Source organism: Roseibium aggregatum, from assembly GCF_017309185.1.
Classification (GTDB): Bacteria; Pseudomonadota; Alphaproteobacteria; order Rhizobiales; family Stappiaceae; genus Roseibium; species Roseibium aggregatum_B.
The window spans coordinates 451,193-475,380 of record NZ_JAEKJZ010000002.1; the positions used below are offsets into that span (position 1 = coordinate 451,193).

Below are 24,188 nucleotides of genomic sequence, written 5' to 3' on the forward strand. Positions count from 1 at the left end.
TCGTTCCGATAAACGAATTTGTCTAAGTATTTTCCCTATGCCAGCCTGAGGATCCAAGCGCTTTTCCCTGTCTGAACCGAAAAAATTTCCGGGCGGACAAGGAAGCACTGAAGCATGACTCTGGGAGGAAATCATGAGCTTCACGAATGCACTTGGCCGCGGTCTCGCGGCCTTGCTCGCCGGCGTGTCACTGGCAGGCATCTCGACTTCGTCACAGGCGGAAGCCGATTTTTCGGGAAAAACGGTCGAATTCGTAATCCCGTTTGCGGAATCCGGCGGCTCCGCCCGCTGGGCCAACTTCTTCGCACCGCTGTTAAGCGAAGCCCTGCCCGGCAAACCGACGGTTGTCGTGCGCTATCGGCCCGGCGCGGGCTCCACGAAGGGCGCAAACTGGTTTCAGCGTCAGACGACCGATGACGGCACAGTGATCTTCGGATCGTCCGGCTCGACCCAGTTTCCCTATCTGCTCAACGATCCGCGCGTGAAATATGAATACAACGACTGGCAGGTCGTGCTGGCCTCGGGCGTTGGCGGCGTTGCCTATCTGCCGCCCGATATCGCCAGGAAGTTCGACGGCGACGCGAACGATCTCAAGGACATAGAGTTCATCTGGGGAAGCCAGGGAGCGACTCGCCTCGATCTGGTGGCCAATCTTGCCTGGAAGATGCTGGGCATGAACGTCCAGCCGGTCTTCGGTGTCGAAGGACGCGGCGCGGGCCGCCTGATGTTCGAGCGGGGCGAAGCCAACATCGACTATCAGACCTCACCGGCCTATCTGAAGAGTGTCGTGCCGATGGTGGAGGCCGGCAGGGCGGTCCCGATGATGACCTGGGGCGGACTGGACGAGGACGGCAACATCGTGCGGGACCCGACCTTCCCGGACATTCCAACCTTCAAGGAAGTCTGCGAAGCGACCGAGGGCTGCGAAACCTCAGGCACCGCCTGGGAGGCCTGGAAGGCCTTCTTCATTGCCGGGTTCCCGGCTCAGAAAATGGTATTCTTGCCTCAAACCGCGTCCGAGGACGTGGTTGCCGCCTACGAGAAGGCTTTCAAGGACATCATCGCACGCCCCGATTTCAAGGAAATCTCGTCCGTAACCCTGGGCGTTTACCCGCAAATGACGGGCACTGCCGCCGACAAGGCCAAGAAACTGGCGACCAATGTCCCGGCCGAAGCGAAAACCTATGTGGTTGACTGGCTTGAAACCGACTACGGCGTTTCGCTGAAATAAGTCCCGCGGGTTCCGTCTGGGCGGAACCCGCCCCTCATTGACTACAGGATAATTATGGAACTGGTCGCAACCGCGCTACCGGCGCTGGGGGAAGCATTGTCGCTCATCTTCCAGCCCGCCCAGTTGGGATTTCTTCTGATCGGCGTGCTGCTCGGGCTATCGGTCGGCGTCTTTCCGGGTCTCGGAGGCATCGCAGGCCTGAGCCTCGTTCTGCCTTTCATGTTCGGCATGGATCCGGTCTCCGGTCTTGCGCTCATGGTCGGCCTGATCGCCGTCGTTCCGACTTCGGACACCTTCGCATCCGTTCTGCTTGGAATTCCGGGATCCACGGCAAGCCAGGCCACGGTTCTCGACGGATTTCCCCTCGCCAGGAAGGGCGAGGCGGCCAGAGCACTTTCCGCCGCCTTCGTGTCGTCTCTTTTCGGCGGCCTGTTGGGCGCCTCCGTCCTGACCTTTTTCATCTTGATCGCGCGACCGCTGGTGCTGGCCTTCGGCCTGCCGGAAATGCTGATGATCACCCTGCTCGGCCTGTCCATGGTTGCGGTTCTGGCCGGGCGCATTGCGCTGAAAGGGATCGTCGCGGCCGGCCTCGGCCTGATGGTGGGGACGGTTGGCGAAGCCGGTGCCGGCGGATCCCTGCGCATGTCGACCTATGACGTTCCGTATCTGATCGACGGTTTCTCTCTGGTCATTGTCGGTCTGGGCATCTTCGCCATTCCCGAAATTGTCGCGCTCTTGCGCCAGGATCGGGCGATTTCCAGGACCGGCGGGCTGGGCAAGGGCTGGCTTCACGGGCTCAAGGACTGGCTCTCCAATTTCTGGCTGTCCGTGCGGTGTTCCCTGATCGGCGTCACTGTCGGCGTGATCCCCGGGCTCGGCGGTTCGGTGGTCGACTGGATCGCCTATGGCGCCACTGTCCAGACCTCCAAGGACAAGTCACAGTTCGGCAAGGGCGATATCCGGGGCGTGATCGGTCCGGAATCGTCAAATAACGCGAAGGAAGGCGGCGGCCTGGTGCCGACGCTGATTTTCGGCATCCCCGGGTCCGGGAGCATGGCCGTCTTTCTCGGCGGGCTCGCTCTTCTCGGCTACGATGCCGGACCGCACATGGTCCGTTACGAACTTGACCTCACCTACACGATTGTCTGGTCGCTGGCGCTTGCAAATGTCATCGGCGCCGGATTGTGCATCGTCCTTTCCGGTCAGATTGCCAAGCTGACGACGATACGCTTCACACTCGTCGCCCCTTTCCTGTTCATGGTGATCGCCTTCGCGGCCTTCCAGTCGCGCCAGTCCCTCGGCGATCTCGTCTCTCTCATGGCGATCGGTGTCATCGGGATTTTCCTGCGCCGTTTCGACTGGTCGCGCCCCGCTTTTCTGATCGGCTTCGTGCTCTCCCACCAGGCCGAAAACTTCTCGAACATGGCCAATCAGATCGCGGGCGCGAAATTCCGCCAATCGTTCGAGGCAGGCATCCAGTATATTGCCTCTCCGATCGTTCTCATCATCCTGACCCTGACGGTACTTTCCGTTGTCATCGGTATCCGTCAAAGCAAGCATATTCTCGGCAACGGCCATCCAGTTCACGGTGGCAAGAAGGCACCGATCGTCTTTCTCCTGTGCGTTACCGGTTATCTGCTGGCGGCCTTTTTCAACGCGGCCTCCATCAGTCTTGTGAGCGACAAGATCTTTCCGCTGACGATCGGCGCCGTGTCGCTGGCCGGCTGCCTGGCACTTCTGGTACGCATGATGCTGTCGCCCGAAACCGACCCGGTCTTCACCGACTACGAACGCGGCGGCGAAGACGGACAAGCTCCCCACGGGCTCTGGGCAACTCTGGCCTGGTTCGGCTTCCTGCTTCTCCTGTCCGCCCTTTTCGGCTTCATCATCGCCCTGACGGTCTTTTTCCTCGCATTCCTGCGCATCCGCGCCGCGGTCAGCTGGTTGACCACCTTCATTCTAACCACCGCTGCGATCGCCTTCATCTGCCTGCTCGGCGGACTGCTCGGCCGGGACTTCCCACCCGGGCTTCTGCAATCCTACGTCAACCTGCCATGGCCACTGACATGACACAGAAAGCCGTTCCCTTCCTCTTCATGCGCGGCGGAACCTCAAGAGGTCCCTATTTTCAGCGTAAGGATCTCCCGGCAGACCTGGACCGGCTGTCCCAGGTTCTGATTTCGGTGGTCGGTTCGGGCTGTTCCACCAACATTGACGGTCTCGGAGGCGGAACGGCGGTGACCACCAAGGTTGCCATGCTCAGTCCGTCGGAACGCCCGGGCGCGGATGTCGACTATTTCTTCGCTCAGGTCAGCGTCGAGGACCAGTTCGTCGACTATTCGCCGACCTGCGGCAATATCCTTGTCGGCGTCGGCCCCGCAGCCATTGAGATGGGCATCGTTCCTCCCGCCGGAGACCAGACACCCGTCCGCATTCACTCGGTCAACACCGGTGCCCAGGTCGAAGCGCTGGTACAGACGCCCGGCGGCAGGGTCAACTACGAAGGTGACATCGCCATCGCCGGCGTTCCGGGTGGCGCCGCACCGGTGGCATTGAATTTTCTCGACGTGGTCGGCTCGCGGACGGGCGCGCTTCTGCCGACAACCAAGGCCTGTGAGACCATCGAAGGTTACGAAGTCAGTTGCGTCGACGTGGCAATGCCCATGGTGATCGGCCGGGCCGGGGATTTCGGCGTCACCGGATATGAGTTGCCCTCCGAACTGGATGCCAACGCCAGCCTTTTGAAGCAGATCGAAACCGTCAGGCTGGAGGCAGGACGGAAAATGGGCCTCGGAGATGTCAGCTCTTCGGTAGTTCCGAAATTCGGGCTGATCTCGGAAGCCCGCTCGGGCGGGCATTTCAGCACACGCTATTTCATGCCCTGGAAATGTCATCCAACGCTGGCCGTTACCGGCTCGCAATGTCTCGCGGCCTGTTCGCTCATTCCCGGTTCCATTGCGGAGGGGATCGCGCGCCCCGTGACAGCCTCGCCCGCCCTGCTTTCGATCGAGCATCCCGCCGGGTTGATGGAAGTCACGGTGACCTTTGAGCGAACGGAAAGCGGCGTGAAATTTATCTCTGCCGGTTTGGTGCGAACGGCACGGCTGATTGCCCGCGGCGAAGTCATGGTTCCGGAGAACGCTCTCGCCGGCTCGAACGACACTCGGGAGATTACGCAATGAATGATAAAGCGGACCACGGCCACCGGATATACGACATGCTGGCGCGTGTTTTCATCAACGAAGGCGTTTCGACCTGCTTCGCCCTCCTTGGAGATGCCAACATGGCCTGGGCAACCCGTCTGGCGGACGCCGGCTGTCGGATGATCTACGTCCGTCACGAACATTGCGCGGCGGCGGCGGCCATGGCCTATGCTCGCAAGACCGGGGAGACAGGGGTGGCGACGGTGACCTGCGGGCCCGGACTGACCCAGCTCATGACGGCCTTGCCCGCCGCCGTTCGCGCGCGCCTGCCGCTGGTGATATTCGCCGGCGAGGCCCCCTTGAAGAATGCCTGGTACAATCAGGGTATCGACCACGCCCCCTTCATTACCGCAACCGGCGCCGCCTATCTGCCGCTTCATCTGCCCGAAAGAATGGCGGAAGCCACCAGAGATTCCTTTCTGCAAGCCCGCAGAGAACGGCGGCCGGTCGTCCTCGGCGTCCCGTTCGATCTCCAGGCCCGGTCCTGGCCCGGACAGCTGGAACTGCCGGTCCCCGCGCGGCAAATTCAGCCAAGGCTGTCCCCCGTTCCTCCCAATGAAGACGACCTGGAACAGGCCGCCGAACTGGTGGAGAGCTCCAGACGCATCATCGTGATGGCCGGCATGGGCGCGGCCGAAGCGGGCGCCGCCGCGGCCTGCCGGGCGCTGGCTGCACGTTGCGACGGTCTGCTGGCGACCACGCTTCCAGCGCGCGGTCTGTTTCACGATGATCCCTATTCGCTCAATATCGCGGGAGGGTTTTCAAACCGCGTCGGCAGGGAGTGCTTTTCGGAGGCGGACCTGGTGATCGCCGTCGGCTGCTCCCTGGCCCATCACAATTCGGACGGAGGCAAGCTCTGGCCCAAGGCCAAGGTGCTGCAGATCGACACCGATCCGGTTTCCGTCAGCCAGGGACGCCTTGCGGCGGAAGCCCATCTGCGCGCGGACGCGAAACTCGGAGCTTCGGCCCTGAGCGAGTCTCTCAGGCAACGGGTTCCGGACTGGCGGAGCCCCGCTCTGGCGCGGCGCATCGCAACGGCCCCCGCGGACGACACGGAATTCGCCATCGAACCGAACGTTCACGATCCCCGGGACGCGGTAACCGCCCTGGAGGCGGCGCTGCCCGCCGACTGGCAAATCGTGAATTCCTCCGGGCACTGTTCCTACTTTTTCGCGCAGATGCCTTCGCGTCCCTACGAGAAGTTTCTGACGATCCGGGAATTCGGAGCGATCGGAAACGGCATTTCCTTCGCCATGGGCGTCGCGGCGGCTCACCCGGACGATACAATTGCGCTCTTTGACGGCGACGGCAGCCTGCTCATGCACATCCAGGAACTGGAAACCATATGGCGCCACAAGATGAAAATTCTGATCATCGTCCTGAACGACGGTGCCTACGGATCGGAAATTCACAAGCTGCGTGCCGAGGGCCTCTCGGACGAAGGGGCTGTTTTCGGCCGTACCGATCTCGCCGCCATCGCCCGCGGCTTCGGTGTGGCGGGGCAAACGGTCGATAACCTGGGATCTCTGCCGGAGCTTGTCCGTGCCTTTCAGTCCGGGGGCGGCGTGGCGGTCTGGGATATTCCGATCTCCGACAAGGTGGTCTCGCCTGTCATTCAGCGGGCCCATCCGAAACTTCCGGTATCCAGCCCGGTTCAGTGATTGTCCCTGAGGCAGGCCCGGATGATCTCCAGAAGCCGGGTGGCCGGGCGCGAAAGCGGAAGCCCCTTGCGGGTCACGACCCCAAGCGTTCTCTGCATTTTCACGTCGGAAAAGGGAAGTGCCTTGAGCTGCGCCCCGAAGAGACCGGACGTCAGCGACGGCAATACGGTCAGCGCCACCCCTTCCGCGACAAGGCGCATGGCCATGGCGGAATTCTGAACCTCGTAACGCCAGACGAATTCCGAGCTGTGTTCGCCCAGGGCTTCGTCGATCAGTTTGCGGTTGGTCGACTGGGTCTTGATGCGGACGAAATCGAGGCCGGAAAGATCGGCCCGGGTGATGCTGTCTCTGGAGGCGAGCGGATGATCGCAAGGCACCAGGAGAACATAGGGTTCTGTGTAGATCTCCTCTATGTCCAGATCCCAATGCCGCGCTCCGACGACGGATATGCCGAACTCGACCTCGCCTTCCTGCACAAGCTCGTAGATCCGCGCCACAGGCTGGTCTTCAAGCTGAACGCTCACATTCGGACATTCGCAAGAGAATGTTTTCAAGATGGAAGACAGATAACAATAGGCGAAGGTCGGCAGACAGGCGAAGCTGAGCTCTTCCTGTTTGGCCCGTCCCCGCTGCCGCAGGCCCGAATAGGCATCGGCCAGCTGGCGCAGGTCGCGGCGGACCTGGGGAAGAAGTTTCTGCCCCTCCTTCGTCAGCGACACTTCCCTGGTGGTCCGCACGATGAGTTGCACGCCAAGATCCGCCTCCAGTTTGCGGATCCGGTGGCTGAGCGCGGTCTGCGACAGGTTCAGATAGGACGCCGCCTTGCCGAAGCTTCCCAGTTCGGCAACGGCAACAAATGCCTCAAGACCCAGATAGTCTGTTCTCATGAACGGCTGCTCCTCTCCCAAAAAGCCGCTTTAATCGTCTCACCCGACGCAGGAGGAACGAATGAACCCAACGTCAGACATCGCGGCCCTGCTCGCGCCTTCCTCTACCCTGCGCGTCGGCATCAACATGTCCAACAAGCTGCTGGTCAGCGGGACCGACGAGGAAGGAAATCCGTTCGGCGTGTCGCCTGATGTCGGCAAGGCAATCGCCGACCGCCTTGGCGTTCCCGTCACCTACGTGCCCTACCCGTCTCCCGGCGCTGTCGCGGATGCCGCGGACAGGAACGAGTGGGATATTGGCAATATCGGTGCGGAACCGGAGCGGGCCAAGACGATTTCCTTCACAAGTCCCTATTGCGAGATCCAGGCAACCTTTCTGGTCCGCGCGACCGTTTCCCATACCCGCGCAGCCGAACTCGACCGCCCGGACATCCGCATCGCGGTCAAGGATCGAACGGCCTACGGCCTCTGGCTCCAGCGTAACTTCACGCGGGCCCGTCTCGTTCTCGTCGACCCTGGCAGCGATCCGTTTCAGGTGTTTCGCGAACAAGGTCTTGAAGCCCTTGCCGGATTGCGGTCGGGCCTTTCCAGAGACATGGCCGGATGTCCTGACTGCCGCCTGCTGGAAGATGCATTCACTTCCGTAAGACAGGCGGTTGGAACGCCGACGAGGAACGCGGCAGCCCTGCCCTGGCTTCAGAAAGCGGTCGACGATCTCAAGTCTTCCGGCAAGATCCGGGAGTTCATCGACCGGCACGGCGCAAACGGGCTTTCCGTGGCGCCCTAGCATCGGACGTCTGGAACCGAACCTAAAGAACCTTCTCAAGAAACGCTGCCGTTCTCTCATGCGCGAGATCGGCGGCCTCCGGCACATATGTGGGACGAGCGTCATTGGCGAAGGCATGGCCCGCCTCATACATGTGAACTTCAAGCTCCGGCAGATAGGCCTTAACCTCTTCGAGCATTTCCGAAGGCACATGATCGTCCGTGGTACCGAAATGTCCGAGCACCGGCGCCTTCAAGGGACTGTCGAGATATTGCGGCAGACGGGTTCCGTAAAAGGACACCGCACCGGCCACATCCAGTTTCTGCGCGCAGCGGATGGCCAGCCCCCCTCCCCAGCAAAAACCGATCGCAACGACCTTGCCGCCTTTCGATTTCAGATACTCGACCGTAGCTCCGACATCCGTCATCGTCTCCGAGAGATCGGACGCAAGCATCAGGTCCCGTCCCTTGAGAGCCTGATCGAAAGGAATGACCGCACCGCGTTCCTTGCGGTCGAAGAGGGCGGGGATCGCCACTTCGTAGCCGAGTTTGGCATAGTGCCCGGCAACGCTCTTCAACTGGTCCGTGACCCCGAAAATTTCCTGGAGGATGACAATACCGCCTTTCCTGGTCCCTTCCGCCGGCTCGATCCAGCATTCGAATTGGTGGCCATCGGCCGCGGTTAAAGTCGTCATCATGTGTCGTTTCCCAACTGTTTGAACAATGAAACGGGACACCCTCGAAGGATGCCCCGGCTGTCTTATTGACCGACCGGAATACCGGCTTCCTCGTAATACCTCAGCGCGCCGGGATGGTATTCGACCGCATTGGCCGGAGCCATGGCCTCCGTTTTTGCCCGTGCAAAGGCACCGAAGGAAGCCTTGAGAGCGTCCTTGTTCTCTGCCACCGCCTTGGTCATCGTGTAGACGAGGTCCTCGTTCACGGACGCATTGGTCAGCATCATCCAGGGGATCTGCATGATGGTTGCACCGCTGTCCTGCAGGCCGTTTATGTTTTCGTTTTTCGGCAGGTTCACGAGGTTCCCGGCGGGCAGATATTTCTTGAATGCAGCAGTCCCTTCCTCGGAAGGGTCCTGCGACACGTAACAAAGGCCACCACGCGACTGGAGTTTCACCGAGGCCTGCTGCCCCGCACCCGAATTGAGGCTGACAAGAGCGACATCCACCAGGCCGTCGCCGAGAGCATTGATACCCGCGACAAAGCTGGCGACCGGCACCTTTGTGAAGTCATCGTAGGAAAGCCCCCCATTTGCGAGACCTCCGGCGATATAGAACGGAATGATGGTCGACGAGGTGTATTCCGACGCAATCCGCAGATCCGATGCCTTGGCCTTCAGGTCGGCTACCGTCTTAAGACCGAGATCGCATGGCGCCATCAGTCCGGTCGTCAGCGGAAACATCGTCCCGACGAGCCTGAGGTCCGGATGCTTGCGATCGTAGTTGCCGGTTCCCGTGGCGGCGTATTCCACTTCGACACCGTTTGAAAACCCGAAATCCACTTCACCGCTGTTGATCAGCGGCAGGTATCCGACGAGCGGCTGCGTCCGCGCGGTGATCCCCGCGTCGTTTGCCACCTTCGCGACCGCCTGTCCGGAATTGTAGGCGAGCGACCCCTGCGCACCCGTGGCGATGGTCACGACCTGGGCTTTCACGGCCGTTCCGCCCGCAAGCAGGCAGACAAGGCCCGCTGCCATGTATTTCGTCAGATTTCTCATCTCGGTTCCTCCCTTGAGATTTGATTTCGGATGACGCGCGGCTTCAGGACACCTCCCTGTGCCCGACCGGCGCTGCGTCGAGACCTCGGCCTGACATGATCTTGATCGTGACCGCCATGAGAATGGCCGCGAGCGCCCCGGCCGCATGAATGTCTTCCAGGGCAGGCAGAAACCCGAGCGGAAGCGCCAGGAATCCGGCGGCGACGAACCCGAGACGCGTGAGGGGCCCGAGCTTCTTGCTCCAGTAACCGACAATGCCCAGGGTGACGGCCGCGACGCCGACCGCCGTCAGCAAGGCCGCCAGGGCGATTTCCGCCGCAGTGCCATCCAGAAGCAGAGCCGGAGAGGCCACGAAGACGAATGGAAGAATGAATGCGGCCCAGCCCACTCGCATGGCCGCCAGTCCCGTTCCCAGAGGATCGGCCTTGGTGATCGTCGCTGCCGCGAAGGCCGCCAGGGCCACCGGCGGGGTGATCATCGACATCATGCCGAAGTAGAGAATGAACAGATGGGCCGCGACCGGCTGAATGCCCGCCTCGACAAGCGACGGGGCGACAAGCGCGGCGAGAAGAACGTAGACCCCGGAGGTCGGCATGCCCATGCCAAGGATCACGCAGATCACCGCGGAAATTCCGAGGAGCAGGATCACGTTGGAGCCCACCGCATCGACAAGAACCAGAGTGAGCGCGAACCCCAGGCCGGTCACGTTCAGTATACCGATCACAAATCCCGCTGACGCCACCACGAGAATGAGATCGACCATGCCTGTGCCGGTCTCGACAAACACCTTGCCGAGCGATCGGACAGTGAGGCGTTGCCCCCGGTAGCCGCGCAAAAATCCGACGAGGACGATCGCGGTGGACGCGAGCAAGGCGGAATCTTCAGGATCCAGCCGCCACCAGAAAAGCGCAGCCAGAAGAACGCCGAAGGGAATGGCGAAATGCCAGCCGTCCGCCAGCACCTGTCGGGCGCTCAGCACCTCCTCGTCCGTGGCGCTGATCCGGTCGCGCCCGGCGATAAGGTCTACCTGCACGAAGACGGCAAGGTAGTAAAGCAGCGCGGGAAGAAGTGCCGCGCCAGCCACAACCATGTAGGAGATATCCAGAAACTCGGCCATCAGAAAGGCGGCGGCCCCCATGATGGGCGGCGTGAGCTGTCCTCCCGTCGACGCCACCGCTTCGATGGCGCCCGCATCCTTCTTGCTGTAGCCCCCCCGCTCCATCAACGGGATCGTGACCACTCCCGTCGTCACCACATTCGACACGGCGCTTCCCGAGATCGAACCGAACAGTGCCGATCCCACCACCGATATCTTGGCGCTCCCGCCACGGCTTCTCCCGGTTGCCGCCATCGCCAGATCCGTGAAGAACGTTCCGCCCCCGGCTGCGAACAGCAACCGGCCGAAAAAGACGAACAGGAGAACGATGATCGTCCCCACCGCCAACGGCATGGAAAACACCGCACTGGGGTCGAAACCGACGTATTGCACCAAACGGACAGGGCTCAATTCCTTGCCGATCAGGCGGCCTGGAACCTTGTCGGCAAAGAGCGCGTAAACGAGAAAGACCGAGACGATACCGAACAGCATCCATCCGGCGCGACGGCGGATGCCTTCCATGACGGCAAGTGTCACCACGGCCCCAATGACCGTGATCTGCCATGGGCGATAGGCCTGCTCTTTCAAAAGCCAGCTGAAATCCGCGGCCGCATACATGAGCACGACAAAAACGGCGATTGCGATCGAACCGTCGATCCAGTCGACTTTCGAGCGTGTCTCGCCCGTTCTGTCGAAGCGCAAATAGGCAATCGTCAGGGCCAGTCCGAGCTGAAAGGCCATGTATTGTTGTGTGAGAATCGCAACGCCCAGACGGGTCGGTGCTTCCAGGTTCCACAAAATACAGGCAACGCACATGACGCTCGCCAGGACGGCGACGATCCAGTCGACCGGGGTGGACCGATGGCCCTCGGCCGCACTCATGAACACGTCTCCCGTTCTTCCGGCCAGTAGAGCCGCATGGGATTGTCGACGAGAAGCGCGCGCTGCAGCTCCGGTGTCGGGGCAATTCGCGGAATGACGTCAACAAGCGCGCCATCGTCCGGCATATGCGATTTCATGTTCGGGTGCGGCCAGTCCGTGCCCCATAGAACCCGGTCTGGAAACGCTTCCACCAGCGTGCGCGCGAACGGGACGACATCGTCATACGGCGGACCGGCGACGGTCAGCCGTTCCGGGCACGAGACCTTGACCCAGATGTTTTCGTTTTCGCTCATCAGCGCCTGAAAACTTTTGAAGGACGCTGCCTGCGTTCCGGCGCCCACATCGGGGCGCCCCATGTGATCGACGACGAGCGTTCCGGGAAGCGAGAGAAGGAAGGGCTTGAGTTCCTCCAGATCCGGCGCTTCGAAATAGACGACGATATGCCAGCCATGACGGACAACCCGTTCCGCGATCTCGCGATAGATATCCTTTGGCGTTGCATCCACGAGCCGCTTGACGAAGTTGAAACGCACAGCCCTGACGCCGGCCCGGTTGAGTTCCTGCAACTCGTCGTTCGAAACGTCCGGACGGACCACGGCAACGCCACGCGCCTTACCGTTCGAGGCGGCAAGAGCATCGACGAGCGCCCTATTGTCGCTGCCGTGACAGGTCGCCTGAACAATGACGTTCCGGCTGAAGCCCAGATGGTCGCGAAGCGCGAACAGTTTTTCCTTCGGCGCATCCACCGGCGTATATTTGCGTTCCGGAGCGAACGGGAAAACCGCCTCCGGTCCAAAGACATGACAATGAGCGTCAACCGCCCCCTCCGGCACCGAAAAATCGGGTTTCCCGGGCGTTGGATGAAACGGCAAATAGTCTGGTGTCACGGTTCGCCCACCTCCTCACGATATGAAAGACAATTGCATCGGCGGGAGCGTCACCGACGGAGTTCTTGACCGCCGCCCGGATCATTCACCGGTTTCGAACGAGCCCTCCGCGCAACGCGCATGCGCCTGATCCGGCCAGAGGGGGCTCCGAATTGAAGGCCATGATGTCTGACCACGACATACGCACGGTCTAGACCGTCCCGGTCGACGTATCCTGGTGATCCGCTAACGCCCGACACGTCCTGACGACCGCCTGGCCGGCTAAACGCTCTGAACGCAGATGCCTGGCCGAGAGACTGTTTCGGTGCTTTCAATATCGGGTTTCGGGTCATGCACGGCCTCCCCGCCGCGATGCCGAATGAGGCGAGCACCCGGCCTGCCGGCTGCGCCTTCGGATTTCTCTCCGATCATGGAACCTCCCAGTTCTGAACTGCAAAAGTACTAGGGACATTTCCCTTCGGGAACCATTTGAAACTCGGAAGTTTCGGATAAGAAAATCCTATAAGCGCGTTGAAAACTCCGTCGGCCGCAGGATAGGCAAAACGGAGAATCCCGATTGTTTTCAAGCCTTAAGGCATTTCGAAGGTTCGCCAAGTCGCCACATCAGGTGAAGCCAGCTTCTTCGAAGTTCCCCCCGACCGAGCTATAAGCGCCACTTATGACCCCCTAGGTATTTGGTATTTTTCCAAATCCGGCCCCTCACCTAGTCTCTCCCAGCCGAAGACCTTCGAGAAGAAGGCACGGACCGGGCGGCTTTCGCCCCGACTGTCCTGGGAGGATATCATGTCGAACAACTGGAAGAGAAACTGCCGGATCGCCCTGGCCGGGCTTGGCGTCGTGGCTTTCGCCGCCGTTTTCGCTGTCGAGGCCAAGGCTGCGAACGCACCGCTGATCGCGGTCTTTACCAAGAACAATACCAACCCGGCCTACGCCGCGGCTCGCAGGGGTGTCGATCTGGTCGCCAGGGAAAAAGGCGCCACGACGGCGCATTTCGTTCCGGAAAGCCCCGACAATGTCGAACAGCAGAAGGCTCTGGTCGTCGAAGCGCTGGCGCAGAAACCGGACCTGGTGATTTTCGTGCCCGTCGACGACAAGGCGATGGTCGAGGACGCCGCGAAGTTCACGCAAGCGGGCATTCCCGTCGTCTCCTTCGTCAACCGGCTCGAAGGGGAGTTCGTCGCGCACGTTGGGTCCGACGATGTCGCCGTCGGCTATAATGGCGCCAAGGCTCTGTTCGAGGGTATGGACGGTGCCGGCAAAGTTCTGGCGATCGAAGGCAATCCGGCCGCCCCCACCAGCCGGAACCGTGTCGCCGGCATGAAAAAGGCGGCAGACGAGTTTCCGGATATCGAAGTCCTCGAGATCGTCACCGGCATGTACCAGAAGCCCGCCGCCTACAACGTCACGGTCGAAGCGCTCAGGAAACATCCTGAAATCGACGGGATCTGGGCCGCCAACGATGTCATGGTCTACGGGGCACTGGACGCAATGAAGGAAGCGGACCGCTCCGCCAAGCTCGTAGGCGCCAACGGACTCGACGGTGCGATCCGTCTGATCGAGGAAGGCACGATGCTCGCGACCGTGGAATTCAGCGCCTTCAAGATCGCCTGCACCGCGGCCCGGGCCGGACTGCGCCACCTGAACGGTGAAGACGTCCCGGCCGATATTACGGTTCCCTCCGTTCTCATCGACAGCCGCAACCTCGAACCATGGAAGGTTCCCTTGGAGGAACGCGACTGCCCGAGCTGGGAAGAGATCGTGAGACCTTAACGATCCGGGCCGGTTGAGGTTGGAGAAGGACAAGCGTCATTTCTAAAATCAATCGGCCCATCGAAGAATGAATTTGCGCCAGGCCCTCAAAGCCATAACCCTTTCATCCCGGATCCATGGGAAGGATCCGACCGTCAACGTTGGGAGGCGTTGAGAATGTCCGCATCGGGGACAGACGAGGACAGCTACAGAGAAGACCGCTTCGACCTGATCGTTCTGGGAAGCGGCGCCGCGGGTCTGACCGCGGCGCTGACCGCCCGGTTTTACGGCCTCTCCCCGGTGGTGCTCGAAAGCCAGCCCGTCATCGGCGGCACCAGCGCGCGGTCCTCCGGCACTGTCTGGGTGCCCGACAGCAGTTTTCTGCGCCGCGAGGGCGTTACCGATGATCGGGAAAAGGTGGAACGCTATCTGGCCGGACTGGTCGGCAACAAAGGACCCGACGGCCCCTGGCGCAGGTTCCTGGACGCCGCTCCCGCCATGCTGGACGAGATGATCGCCAAAGCGAGGCTGACGTTCAAGCCGTTCATGGCCGCGCCCGATTATCGCCAGGATGTGCCGGGAGCCGCTCCCGGCGGACGCCCGCTCGAACCACAGGCCTTCGACGGCCACTTGCTCGGAGAAGATTTCGAGCGTCTCGCGCGCCCTTTGCCTGAACTGATGGTGTTCGGCGGCATGATGGTCACGCGCAGCGAGGCGGCGAAGCTGTTGAAGGCGGACAGAGACCTGGGGGGTATGTCTCTAGGTGTCAGACTGATGCTTCGATATCTCCGGGACCGGCTCAAGCACGCGCGGGGCACCCGTCTGGTTCTCGGCAACGCCCTCGTCGGCGCGCTCCTGAAGACCTGCCGGGACAATGCCATCCCGGTGTGGACCAGTGTTCAGGTCGATCGGCTCACTCTCGATGCCAACCGGGTTGCCGGGGTGGATGGCAAGCATAACGGCAGAACGCTTGCGCTCGTCGCCGAAAAGGGGGTCGTACTTGCGGGCGGCGGCTTTCCCGCAAGCGCCCGGATGCGTGAAGAGCACCTGCCGTCGCCAACCCCGCCGGATACGCCCGCTGCTCCTGGCTGCGTCGGTTCGACGATCGAGCTTGCCCGAACGGCCGGCGCGGCCCTTGGACCGTCCGGTCTGGACAACGGTCTGTGGTTCCCGAGTTCGATCTTTCGCCGGGGTGACGGCACCGACGCAGTCTATCCGCACATCATTCTCGACCGCCCCAAGCCCGGCCTGATCGCCGTCAACGGCGCCGGCAAGCGCTTCACCAACGAGGCGATCTCCTATCACGAATTCGTCCGGGCCATGTATGCCGAGACGGAGAAAGGCGGCGACGCGGTACCCGCCTGGCTCATCGTGGACAGGAGCTTCATCGCCAAATACGGGCTCGGCGTCATCCGGCCGCGGACGCCGTCTTTGCGCAAATATGTCCGGTCCGGATATTTGCTCGAGGCCGAAACGGTCCGGCTACTCGCGATCCTGGCGGGTTTGCCCCCCGATGACCTGGAAGCAACCGTGGTGCGGTTCAACGCATTTGCCGCGGACGGAACCGATCCGGACTTTCACAAGGGCGAGACGATTTACGACCGGGCCAACGGCGATCCGGAGGTGGGGCCGAACCCCTGCCTCGGCCCCATCACACATGGGCCGTTCTATGCATTGAAGGTCTGGCCGACGCCCCTTGGCACCAGCCGCGGGCTCCTGACCGATGGCCACAGCCGGGTGCTTAACGAGAATGGCGAGCCGATTGCCGGGCTCTATGGCTGTGGCAATGACGTTCAATCCGCTTTCGCCGGCGAATATCCCGGTGCCGGTGCCCAGCTCGGCCAGGCCATGACCTTTGGCTGGCTCGCCGGACGCCACGCCGCGAACCACCCGTTTTCCCCGGCCGGCATCAAATCGCCGGAAGAAACCGAACAACCCCTGAGACATCCTGCCTAGAATGAGGAATAGATGAGCAAGCGCAAAGGCGGTGACCTGATCGCCGAGTTTCTGGTCAAGGAGAAGATCCCTTACGTGTTCGGGATCTGCGGCCACGGCAATGTCGGCCTCCTCGACAGCCTTTACGACGTGAAGGACGAGGTCAAGCTGGTCTCGCCCCGTCACGAACAGACCGCCGTCCACATGGCGGACGGCTTCTTCCGGGTCAGCCACAATCCGGCGGCAACGCTGACCTCCACCGGCCCGGGATCCGCCAACCAGATCATGGCGCTCGCCGTGGCGCAGACCGATTCCTCAGCGGTGTTTTCCATCACCGCGAACGTGCCGACCTCGCAGTTCAACCGGGGCCCGTTCCAGGAACTGAATCAGCACCACCAGGCCGACTTCAACAATGTCATCAAGCCGGTGGTGAAGCGGTCGTTCCAGCCGACCCGCGTGGAGATGCTGCCGCTCGCCATGCGCCAGGCGGCCCAGACCATGACCTCCGGCCGTCCGGGCCCGGTCAATCTCGACGTGCCCTATAATCTCTTCGTCGAAGAGGCCGAAGTGAAGGAAGAACCGGCCTGGGCCGGGTTCAACACGCGCCGAAGCGGCGCCAGCGAGGCGGATGTCGCCCAGACCACCGACTGGCTGCTGAACGCCGAGCGTCCAGTGATCTTCATTGGTCACGGCGTCACGCTGTCGGAAGCCGGCGAGGAACTGGTCGCGCTCGCCGAGCGGCTTTCGATTCCCGTCATTTCGTCGCCCAATGGCATGGGCTGCATCGACATGCGCAACGCGCTGTCGCTCGGGTTCATTGGCCGCAACGGCGCTTATCAGGCCAACCAGGCCGGACGGCATTCGGATCTGGTTCTGGCCGTCGGCGCGCGTTTCGACGACCGGTCTGCATCGTCCTGGATGCCCGGCTATTCCTGGAACTTCCCGGAAACGAAACTCATCCATGTCGACGTCGATCACGCGGAAATCGGCCGGAATTATCCGCCCGACATGGGCATTCTCGCCGACGCGAAAGCCTTCCTGAAACAGATCCTGAGCGAACTGGACCGGCGCAACGTGGCCGCCGGCGGCCGACTGGAGAGCTGGCGCGCCCAGATCGCTGGCTGGAAAGCCGAATGGGACAAATTCGTCGCGCCCGGTTTCGAGATGCATTCAAGCCCGATCCGTCCGGAACGCATTGTCGCCGACTGTCGGAAAGTCATGCCGGATGACGCGATCATCACGCTCGACAGCGGTATTCATCACAACTGGTTCATGCAGTTCTGGGAATCCCGCCAGCCGCAATCCATGCTGAACACCTGGGGATATTCCGGCATGGGTTTCGGCCCGAGTTCGGCTCTTGGCGCGAAACTCGCCGCCCCGGACCGGCCCGTGGTGTCTGTCTGCGGTGACGGTGGCTTCACCATGGTGCCCCATGTTCTCTGCACGGCCGTGGAATACGAAATCCCCGTTGTCTGGGTGGTCTGGAACAACTTCGCCTGGGGGGCGATCCGCGACCTGCAATATGCCTATTTCGACGGACGGGAATACGGCACCGCGTTCTATCAGGGCCCGAACCGGGAACCCTATAACCCGGACTTCGCCGCCTGGGCCCGCGCGTCCGGTGTCGATGGCTACACGGTGACCAAGTCGCAGGATTTCGCCGGCGTTCTGGAACAGGCGATTGCCGCAAACAGGCCGGCGCTGATCGATGTCCATGTCGACGCGGATGTCCGCCCGCCGGCGACGGGCGCCTGGGAGCTGCCGCCGATCCCCCCCAAGCAGCCGGTCTTCGGCACGCCCTGGAGCCCCGGAAAATAATCTCAAATCAACTGGAGGAACAACATGGCGGACAAAGGCGAAGCCTCGATCCGGAATATCGCGGAAGAACCCTGGCAGCAGTTTCCCGCCCACTATGGCGGCGCCCTGTCGAAAGCCCTGGTCCATCCGGACACAACGGGCTCGAAGCAACTCGACTACAGGATCTCGACATACCAGCCGATGGCCTACGTGGAACGCCACGTTCACAAGGTCCAGGAGCAGGTCTATCACGTTCTCGACGGCGAAGGCCTGATGGAGATCGGTGACCAAAAGCGCGTTGTCCGCAAGCACGACGTGATCTTCCTGCCGCCCGGCACCTGGCATTCCATCCAGAACACCGGGCTGGGCGACCTGACCTTCATCGTCGTGACAACGCCGCTGAAGGACGAGTGACTTTCAGTTCGAGCGAGGCGGTCAGATCATGACGCTGGTCGCCTCGACCGTCTTCAGAACCTCGTAGTCCTCGAAGCCGTGACAATCTTCATTTTCGACGAGTTCGGCCGCGGTTTCCTTCACCACTGAGGCAACGACCGCGGCCGCCGTAGACAACCGCTCCGACGGCAGAGCATACAAGAAGTTCCGGCGACGGAAACGGGCGTCGGAAACCGGCAGACAGCGCCATTCGCGTCCCCGCGCGCCTTCATGCATGATGGCCCCCATGGGCTTGATCGTCGCGCCGATATCGTCGTAGACGCAATTCATGAGAAGCGACAGGCTGTCTATCTCCGCGACCACGTTGGTGCCGAGACCCCTGTTCTCGAATTCGGCGGCAATGCGTTGCCTGAGCCCGTGAGAACCGGTCGGCAGAATCAGAGGCAAATCCGCAGCTTCCGCGATGGTGATCGAGGTCCTGTCGTCAGGCACCAGCTTGCTGTGCTTCGGCACCAGCACGAACAGCTCCTCCACCAGAAGCGGTTCCACCGTCAGCTCGCTGGACATGTCGGAGGAAAACAGCACCGAGAGGTCCAGTTGCCCGAGGCGCATGAGATGGCTGATATGTCCGCTCATGCCTTCGACAACGTTGAGCAGGATGCTGGGATAGCGCTGACGGATCTTGCGCACCAGATTCAGCCCCAGGGCGGAAACGGTCGTTGCCGGAAGTCCGACGGAAACCATGCCGTGCACCGCGCCTGTGTCGCTGCGGGCGATGGAAAGCGCCTGTTCGAGCTGACGCAGCATGAAACGGGCATGATGGTAAAGCGCGAGACCGTTCTCGGTCGGCGAGACGCCCTTCGAGGAACGGTGCAGCAACGGCTTGCCGACCTCGTCTTCAAGCTTGGCGATCTGCTGGCTGAGCGCCGGCTGGGCAATGTAGAGCTCGCGGCTGGCTTTCGACAGGCTGCCGCTCTCAACTATCTGAACGAAATAACGAAGTTGGCGTGTATCAAGCATGGCGGCGATTGAAACTCAATTCAGGCTATAAGTCCACCTTATATCCCGTCTCTATATTTAATATTTCCGGAAAAAACCGGTATTTTTTAAGATCCTCCCATCATCGGCCAAGCTGACTCGAAGATCAGCGACAAAAACAGACAACTGAATATTTTTCGGGATGTGCACAATGGGAGGAAAACCGTGACACAGTACCATGATACCAAGGGGCGCAAGAGCGCTCGAATGACCCGGCGGTCCGCGCTCAAGTTCGGCGCCGCAGGTCTCGCGGCCGGCTCCGTGCTTGGAATGCCGTCCATCCTGCGCGCTCAGGACGTCGTCAAGATCGGCCACCTGACACCGAAGACTGGCTTTCTCGGAGTGCTCGGGGAATATGCCACGCTCGGCATCCAGCTCGCCGTCGAGCAGATCAATTCCGCCGGTGGCGTCAACGGAAAGACCTTTGAACTGCTCTCGGAAGATTCGATCAATCCGGATACCGCGACGACCAAGGCCCAGCGCATGATCGAGCGCGACAATGTCGATTTCCTGATCGGCGAGATCAGCTCCGCATCGGCGCTGGCGATTTCCCAGGTCGCGGCCCGCAACAAGAAGCTGTTCATCGCGGTCGGACCGCGCTCCGACGTGCTGCGCGGCAAAAGCTGTTCGGAATATATGTTCTGCTGCGACATTCCCAACACCGTGATGGTGAACGCGGTCGGTGGAGCGCTGAAGCGGAACGGCATGGTCGACGGCAAGAAGTTCATGACCCTGACCGCCGACTATGTGTTCGGCCACGATCTTCTGAAAGCGGCGAAGGCCTTTTTCGATGCCAACAACGCGACCCTGGTCACGGACGAACTGGTGGCGACCGACGTCACCGACTTCAGCCCTTTCCTTCTGAAGGTTCGCCAGACCCAGCCTGATGTTGTCTGCCTCAACCTTGCCGGCAACCAGGTGACCAATTTCGTCAAGCAATATGCCGAGTTCGGCCTTCCCTATCCGACCGTCGGGTTCAACCTGAACACCGCGGACGCCTGGGCGGCCGGTGTCGGCAATCTTTCCGGAACATGGCCGACCCCTTGGTACGACACGCTTCAGACCGACGGCTCCCAGGCCTATGTGGCCGCCTTCAAGGAAGCCAACGGCAAGCTGCCGGAAAACCATTCCTGGATCTCCTATGTCGCCATGAACATCATGGCCAAATCCATTGGAGAAACGCAGTCCACCGGCACTCCGGATCTCATCCAGTATCTGGAATCGGGCGCGAAATTCGACCTTCTGAAAAACCGGGAGGGCTATTTCCGCAAGGGCGATCACCAGCTCATTCAGGAAGCCTTCGCCTTCTCCGTCGACGGCAGCGCCAGCAATGAGCACGACATGATCGTTCTCGGCCAGCCGGTTCCCGACCCGGATCAGGAACTGGAATCGATCTTCCCGACTGTCGAGGCAGGCGGCTGCACCCTCTAGCTTGAGACGCGTCGCTCCAGACGTGGCCCCATCCCACGCGCTGCCGCCTCGGGCGGCAGCGCCCTTCGACAACTGGATTTACAATGCAAATCGTCTTCTTGCTCGAGCAAGTGGTCAACGGCCTCGTGCTCGGAGGATATTACCTGCTGATTGCTCTGGGTCTGTCGCTGATCTTCAGCGTCGGCGGCATCGTCAATCTTTCGCACGGCGCGTTCTACACGCTGGGCGCCTATGTCTCCGTCACGCTCGGAAAATATCTCGGCTTCACGGCCGCTGCCGCCATTTCGCCCTTTCTCGTCGGTCTCCTCGGTATTCTGTTCGAGCGCTTTATCCTGCGCCGGTTCTACCGGGAAGACCCCATCCTCAGCCTTCTGGTCACCTTCGGCCTGGCAATGGTCGCCGAACAGGCGATCCGCATGATCTGGGGTGCCGCTCCCCTGCCCGCCTCAATGCCGGGCGCGTTGCGCGGTCCCGTCATGGTCGGCGAGTTCCTGTTCTCGAAATACCGGCTTCTGATGCTTGCCATCGTCGTCGTCATCCTGGCCGGCATCTGGATGCTTTTGAACAAGACATCGTTCGGTCGCGTCGTGCGTGCCGGTATCCAGCAGCCCGACATGGTCGCAGCCCTCGGCATCAGGCTTCAGCCCTACATGACGACGGTCATCGTGCTCGGCGTCGGGCTTGCCGCCCTGGGAGGGGCTTTGTTCGCGCCGATCACCATCGTGCATCCCGCCATGGGCGCGGAAATCCTGACCGTCGCCTTCGTCATCGTCATCATCGGCGGGCTTGGCAGCTTCTGGGGCGTCATCCTGTCGGCCCTGCTTGTCGGCGTGGTGCGCGGCGTCACGATCCACTTCTATCCGCCCGCCGGCACGGCCTCCATCTACGTCCTCATGTTCCTGGTGCTCATGTTCCGCCCGCGCGGTCTGTTGGGCGAGCGCATCGAGAAATTTGAATAATGAAAACGACCCTTTTCGAAAAATACAAACCGCTCTGGCTGGGTATCGCCGGGCTTGTCGTCCTGCCCGTCCTGATGCCGGCAATCGGACTGACGGTAAACACCGCCTCGGTGGTGGTCATACTCGCGATTGCCGCCATCGGCCTCAATCTTCTCGTCGGCTACACAGGGCTGCACTCCTTCGGCCACTCCATGTGGTTCGGCATCGGCGCCTATGCGGCCGCGCTGGCGCAGCTGAACTGGTTTCCGAACCAGATCTTCGTGCCGATCCTCTTCTCCATGGCCTTCATCGCGGGCATGGCGTTGGTGGCCGGCTTCCTGATCCTGCGCCGCAAAGGGGTGTATTTCGCTCTCCTGACCCTGGCGCTGGTCGCCCTCAGCTATACGATTTCGTTCCGCTGGACGGAGGTGACCGGAGGCGAAGACGGCCTTGGCGGCCTGCAGCGCGGATCGCTCGGCCCGATCGATCTCGACAACGCGGTCAACTACTATTGCCTCGTCGCCGCGGTCGGCGCACTCGTCCTCTTCGCGATGGTCCGCCTGCTGCGCTCCCCCTTCGGCCATGTGCTTGTGGCCATTCGGGAAAACCAGCAGCGCGCCTCCTTCCAGGGCTACAACATCCAGCTCTACAAGCTGATTTCCTTCGTCCTGTCGGCGGTCATCACCGGTCTGGCCGGTGCCTTGTCGGGGTTCGAACACTATATCGTCACCGCCGAAGCGACATCGGTGGCACTCTCGGGCGAACTCCTCGCCATGGTCGTCATCGGAGGGATGAACAACATTCTCGGCCCGGCGATCGGGGTGATCTTCTACATCGTCTTCCGCGAGATGTTTTCCATCTGGACCGCCAACTGGCTGTTCTGGTTCGGTCTCGTCTTCGTCGCCTTCGTGCTTTACTCGCCGGGCGGAATCGTCGGCATCTGGAGCCAGATCCGTCACCGGCTGCGTCCGCCCCCCTCCGTTTCCGCCGCCATGAGCCGCCGCAAGATCTACGAGGGCCTGCCCCTGCCGAAGTTCCTGCAGCCGAAACCGTCCACAGGACCGGTTCTGCAAGTCAGCGGCATTCACAAGGCCTTCGGCGGCTTCAAGGCGGTCAACGATGTCAATCTGTCCGTAGACAGCGGTCAGATCCATGCCCTGATCGGACCGAACGGTGCCGGCAAGACCACCACCTTCAACCTGATTTCAGGCATGTTTCCGCCGTCGAGCGGATCGGTCCGACTGAACGGCATCGACATCGCCGGATTGCCGCCAAACCGGATCGCGGAGAAGGGACTGGCCCGCTCGTTCCAGATCACCAACCTGTTCGAAGGGGTGTCCATCTACGAGAACCTGCGTCTCTCGGTGCAGGCCAAGCACCCCAGCCGCTACAATATCTGGCGCGACATCGACAGTTACGGGGACGTGCACGACCACACGGAAGAACTGACGAAGTTCCTCGGCCTGGAAGGCATCGAGGACATCGCGGGCGGCGATCTTTCCTACGGCGGTCAGCGGCTGGTCGATCTCGGCATCGCGCTCGCTTCCAAACCCCAGATCATCCTTCTGGACGAACCGCTCGCCGGTCTGGCCGCGGCCGAACGCGAACGCGTGTCGAGCCTCGTCACCCGAATGGCGGAAAACATTCCGGTTCTGATCGTCGAACACGACCTGGACCGGGTTCTGTCCCTGTCCCAGGTCGTGACCGTCATGAACCAGGGCGAGGTTCTCATGACCGGCTGCCCGGAAACCGTCCGCGCCGACCGGCATGTGCAGGAGATCTATACGGGTACGGGAACACCCCCTGTCACCGGTCGCATGGAGAGCCATGAGACGGACGCGGCGCCGCTTTTGACCATCGACAAGATCAACACCTTCTATGGCAAGAGCCACATTCTCAACGATGCCTCGCTCAATATCCGCAAGGGCGAGATCGTGGCTCTGCTCGGGCGAAACGGTGCGGGCAAGTCCACCTTGCTGAAAAGCCTTGCCGGGCTGGTGCCGCCGAAATCGGGGAGCATCCGTTTCGACGACAAGGAACTGACAGGCCTGTCGGCTCCCGAGATCGCCCGCGCCGGCGTCGGTTACGTGCCCCAGGGGCGCGGCATCTTCTCCGGCATGACCGTTGGCGAGAACCTCGCTCTCGGGCGCCTGGCGCGAGCCACCGACGGCCGGTCCGGCGTGGTCTGGAGCGAGGAGAAGATCCTCGAAGTCTTCCCCCGGCTGAAGGAACGCTATCACACGCCGGCCGACTTTCTCTCAGGCGGCGAGCAGCAGATGCTCGCCGTGGCAAGGGCTCTGTCCGGGAACGTGCAGCTGCTCCTTCTGGATGAACCTTTCGAGGGTCTGGCCCCGGCCATTGTCGAGGAACTGTTCAGGATCTTCGACAAGCTGCGCCAGGAGCTGCCCATTCTGATCGTCGAGCACAATCTGGATCTGGTTCTCGCCCTTTCCGACCGGGTTTTCGCCCTGGAACGCGGTGCCGTGTTCCATGAAGGTCCGGCCGAAGCGCTCCTGACCGATATCGACTACCGCAAAGAAATCCTCTGGCTTTGACCCTG

General features: G+C 61.6%; 18 protein-coding genes. 12 read left to right on the forward strand and 6 right to left on the reverse strand.

Annotated features, from left to right (window positions below):
• The first annotated feature begins 133 nt into the window (after positions 1 to 133).
• From JF539_RS14265 to JF539_RS14280, 4 genes are read left to right on the forward strand one after another with little or no spacing between them, the layout of a single operon-like run.
• Positions 134 to 1,231, forward strand: coding sequence for a tripartite tricarboxylate transporter substrate-binding protein (locus tag JF539_RS14265; protein WP_207141333.1), 1,098 nt, complete (start codon positions 134 to 136; stop codon positions 1,229 to 1,231).
• Between the two features lie 54 nt (positions 1,232 to 1,285).
• Positions 1,286 to 3,301: a tripartite tricarboxylate transporter permease gene (locus JF539_RS14270; RefSeq protein WP_207141334.1), complete on the forward strand. Its 2,016-nt coding sequence runs from the start codon at positions 1,286 to 1,288 to the stop codon at positions 3,299 to 3,301.
• On the forward strand, positions 3,298 to 4,413 hold the full coding sequence (locus tag JF539_RS14275; protein WP_207141335.1) for a 4-oxalomesaconate tautomerase: 1,116 nt from the start codon (positions 3,298 to 3,300) through the stop codon (positions 4,411 to 4,413). Before JF539_RS14270 ends, JF539_RS14275 begins: the two co-directional genes overlap by 4 nt.
• A complete protein-coding gene (locus JF539_RS14280) occupies positions 4,410 to 6,095 on the forward strand; it encodes a thiamine pyrophosphate-binding protein (RefSeq protein WP_207141336.1) in 1,686 nt (561 codons plus the stop codon). The genes JF539_RS14275 and JF539_RS14280 overlap by 4 nt, the downstream gene beginning before the upstream one ends.
• Here the strand turns inward: JF539_RS14280 and JF539_RS14285 are convergent.
• On the reverse strand, positions 6,089 to 6,982 hold the full coding sequence (locus JF539_RS14285) for a LysR family transcriptional regulator (RefSeq protein ID WP_207141337.1): 894 nt from the start codon (positions 6,980 to 6,982) through the stop codon (positions 6,089 to 6,091). The genes JF539_RS14280 and JF539_RS14285 overlap by 7 nt on opposite strands.
• Before the next feature lie 61 nt (positions 6,983 to 7,043).
• Between JF539_RS14285 and JF539_RS14290 the strand changes: the two genes are divergently transcribed.
• Positions 7,044 to 7,769 carry a transporter substrate-binding domain-containing protein gene (locus tag JF539_RS14290; RefSeq protein WP_207141338.1) on the forward strand — a complete coding sequence of 242 codons (726 nt, stop codon included), beginning with the start codon at positions 7,044 to 7,046 and terminating at the stop codon, positions 7,767 to 7,769.
• A 22-nt stretch (positions 7,770 to 7,791) separates the two neighbouring features.
• Here the strand turns inward: JF539_RS14290 and JF539_RS14295 are convergent, their stop codons facing one another.
• From JF539_RS14295 to JF539_RS14310, 4 genes are all read right to left on the reverse strand, one after another.
• The gene (locus JF539_RS14295) at positions 7,792 to 8,445 is read right to left on the reverse strand and encodes a dienelactone hydrolase family protein (protein WP_207141339.1); all 654 of its coding nucleotides are present in this window, start codon (positions 8,443 to 8,445) and stop codon (positions 7,792 to 7,794) included.
• 62 nt (positions 8,446 to 8,507) lie between these two features.
• On the reverse strand, positions 8,508 to 9,482 hold the full coding sequence (locus JF539_RS14300; RefSeq protein WP_207141340.1) for a TAXI family TRAP transporter solute-binding subunit: 975 nt from the start codon (positions 9,480 to 9,482) through the stop codon (positions 8,508 to 8,510).
• 43 nt (positions 9,483 to 9,525) lie between these two features.
• Positions 9,526 to 11,460 carry a TRAP transporter permease gene (locus JF539_RS14305; protein WP_207141341.1) on the reverse strand — a complete coding sequence of 645 codons (1,935 nt, stop codon included), beginning with the start codon at positions 11,458 to 11,460 and terminating at the stop codon, positions 9,526 to 9,528.
• The gene (locus JF539_RS14310; RefSeq protein ID WP_207141342.1) at positions 11,457 to 12,347 is read right to left on the reverse strand and encodes an amidohydrolase family protein; all 891 of its coding nucleotides are present in this window, start codon (positions 12,345 to 12,347) and stop codon (positions 11,457 to 11,459) included. Before JF539_RS14310 ends, JF539_RS14305 begins: the two co-directional genes overlap by 4 nt.
• 783 nt (positions 12,348 to 13,130) lie before the next feature.
• Here JF539_RS14310 and JF539_RS14315 point away from each other — a divergent pair.
• The 4 genes from JF539_RS14315 (at position 13,131) to JF539_RS14330 (ending at position 18,242) form a co-directional block, all read left to right on the forward strand.
• On the forward strand, positions 13,131 to 14,117 hold the full coding sequence (locus tag JF539_RS14315; protein WP_207141343.1) for a sugar ABC transporter substrate-binding protein: 987 nt from the start codon (positions 13,131 to 13,133) through the stop codon (positions 14,115 to 14,117).
• A 156-nt stretch (positions 14,118 to 14,273) separates the two neighbouring features.
• Entirely contained in the window at positions 14,274 to 16,052 is a 1,779-nt protein-coding gene (locus JF539_RS14320) for an FAD-dependent oxidoreductase (RefSeq protein WP_207141344.1), read from the forward strand.
• Positions 16,053 to 16,064: 12 nt separating this feature from the next.
• The gene (locus tag JF539_RS14325) at positions 16,065 to 17,849 is read left to right on the forward strand and encodes a thiamine pyrophosphate-binding protein (RefSeq protein WP_207141345.1); all 1,785 of its coding nucleotides are present in this window, start codon (positions 16,065 to 16,067) and stop codon (positions 17,847 to 17,849) included.
• 24 nt (positions 17,850 to 17,873) lie between these two features.
• Positions 17,874 to 18,242, forward strand: a complete 369-nt coding sequence (locus tag JF539_RS14330; protein ID WP_207141346.1) for a cupin domain-containing protein — start codon at positions 17,874 to 17,876, stop codon at positions 18,240 to 18,242.
• A gap of 21 nt (positions 18,243 to 18,263) precedes the next feature.
• Here the strand turns inward: JF539_RS14330 and JF539_RS14335 are convergent, their stop codons facing one another.
• Entirely contained in the window at positions 18,264 to 19,241 is a 978-nt protein-coding gene (locus tag JF539_RS14335) for a LysR substrate-binding domain-containing protein (RefSeq protein ID WP_207141347.1), read from the reverse strand.
• A 183-nt stretch (positions 19,242 to 19,424) separates the two neighbouring features.
• On the opposite strand from JF539_RS14335, the gene JF539_RS14340 reads away from it, so the two are divergent.
• The 3 genes from JF539_RS14340 (at position 19,425) to JF539_RS14350 (ending at position 24,183) form a co-directional block, all read left to right on the forward strand.
• Positions 19,425 to 20,690 (forward strand): ABC transporter substrate-binding protein, encoded by a 1,266-nt coding sequence (locus tag JF539_RS14340; protein WP_328809250.1) that lies wholly within the window; start codon positions 19,425 to 19,427, stop codon positions 20,688 to 20,690.
• 83 nt (positions 20,691 to 20,773) lie between these two features.
• Positions 20,774 to 21,649, forward strand: coding sequence for a branched-chain amino acid ABC transporter permease (locus JF539_RS14345; RefSeq protein WP_207141348.1), 876 nt, complete (start codon positions 20,774 to 20,776; stop codon positions 21,647 to 21,649).
• Positions 21,649 to 24,183 (forward strand): branched-chain amino acid ABC transporter ATP-binding protein/permease, encoded by a 2,535-nt coding sequence (locus JF539_RS14350; protein ID WP_207141349.1) that lies wholly within the window; start codon positions 21,649 to 21,651, stop codon positions 24,181 to 24,183. Before JF539_RS14345 ends, JF539_RS14350 begins: the two co-directional genes overlap by 1 nt.
• Positions 24,184 to 24,188 lie beyond the last annotated feature (5 nt).

Bases quoted from the DNA above. Each gene is read 5' to 3' on its own strand.
- JF539_RS14330 (WP_207141346.1), top strand. From the start codon at position 17,874: ATGGCGGACAAAGGCGAAGCCTCGATCCGGAATATCGCGGAAGAACCC.
- JF539_RS14285 (WP_207141337.1), bottom strand. From the start codon at position 6,982: ATGAGAACAGACTATCTGGGTCTTGAGGCATTTGTTGCCGTTGCCGAA.
- JF539_RS14315 (WP_207141343.1), top strand. From the start codon at position 13,131: ATGTCGAACAACTGGAAGAGAAACTGCCGGATCGCCCTGGCCGGGCTT.
- JF539_RS14345 (WP_207141348.1), top strand. From the start codon at position 20,774: ATGCAAATCGTCTTCTTGCTCGAGCAAGTGGTCAACGGCCTCGTGCTC.
- JF539_RS14300 (WP_207141340.1), bottom strand. From the start codon at position 9,482: ATGAGAAATCTGACGAAATACATGGCAGCGGGCCTTGTCTGCCTGCTT.
- JF539_RS14280 (WP_207141336.1), top strand. From the start codon at position 4,410: ATGAATGATAAAGCGGACCACGGCCACCGGATATACGACATGCTGGCG.
- JF539_RS14295 (WP_207141339.1), bottom strand. From the start codon at position 8,445: ATGATGACGACTTTAACCGCGGCCGATGGCCACCAATTCGAATGCTGG.
- JF539_RS14325 (WP_207141345.1), top strand. From the start codon at position 16,065: ATGAGCAAGCGCAAAGGCGGTGACCTGATCGCCGAGTTTCTGGTCAAG.
- JF539_RS14275 (WP_207141335.1), top strand. From the start codon at position 3,298: ATGACACAGAAAGCCGTTCCCTTCCTCTTCATGCGCGGCGGAACCTCA.
- JF539_RS14320 (WP_207141344.1), top strand. From the start codon at position 14,274: ATGTCCGCATCGGGGACAGACGAGGACAGCTACAGAGAAGACCGCTTC.
- JF539_RS14270 (WP_207141334.1), top strand. From the start codon at position 1,286: ATGGAACTGGTCGCAACCGCGCTACCGGCGCTGGGGGAAGCATTGTCG.
- JF539_RS14335 (WP_207141347.1), bottom strand. From the start codon at position 19,241: ATGCTTGATACACGCCAACTTCGTTATTTCGTTCAGATAGTTGAGAGC.
- JF539_RS14265 (WP_207141333.1), top strand. From the start codon at position 134: ATGAGCTTCACGAATGCACTTGGCCGCGGTCTCGCGGCCTTGCTCGCC.
- JF539_RS14305 (WP_207141341.1), bottom strand. From the start codon at position 11,460: ATGAGTGCGGCCGAGGGCCATCGGTCCACCCCGGTCGACTGGATCGTC.
- JF539_RS14290 (WP_207141338.1), top strand. From the start codon at position 7,044: ATGAACCCAACGTCAGACATCGCGGCCCTGCTCGCGCCTTCCTCTACC.
- JF539_RS14350 (WP_207141349.1), top strand. From the start codon at position 21,649: ATGAAAACGACCCTTTTCGAAAAATACAAACCGCTCTGGCTGGGTATC.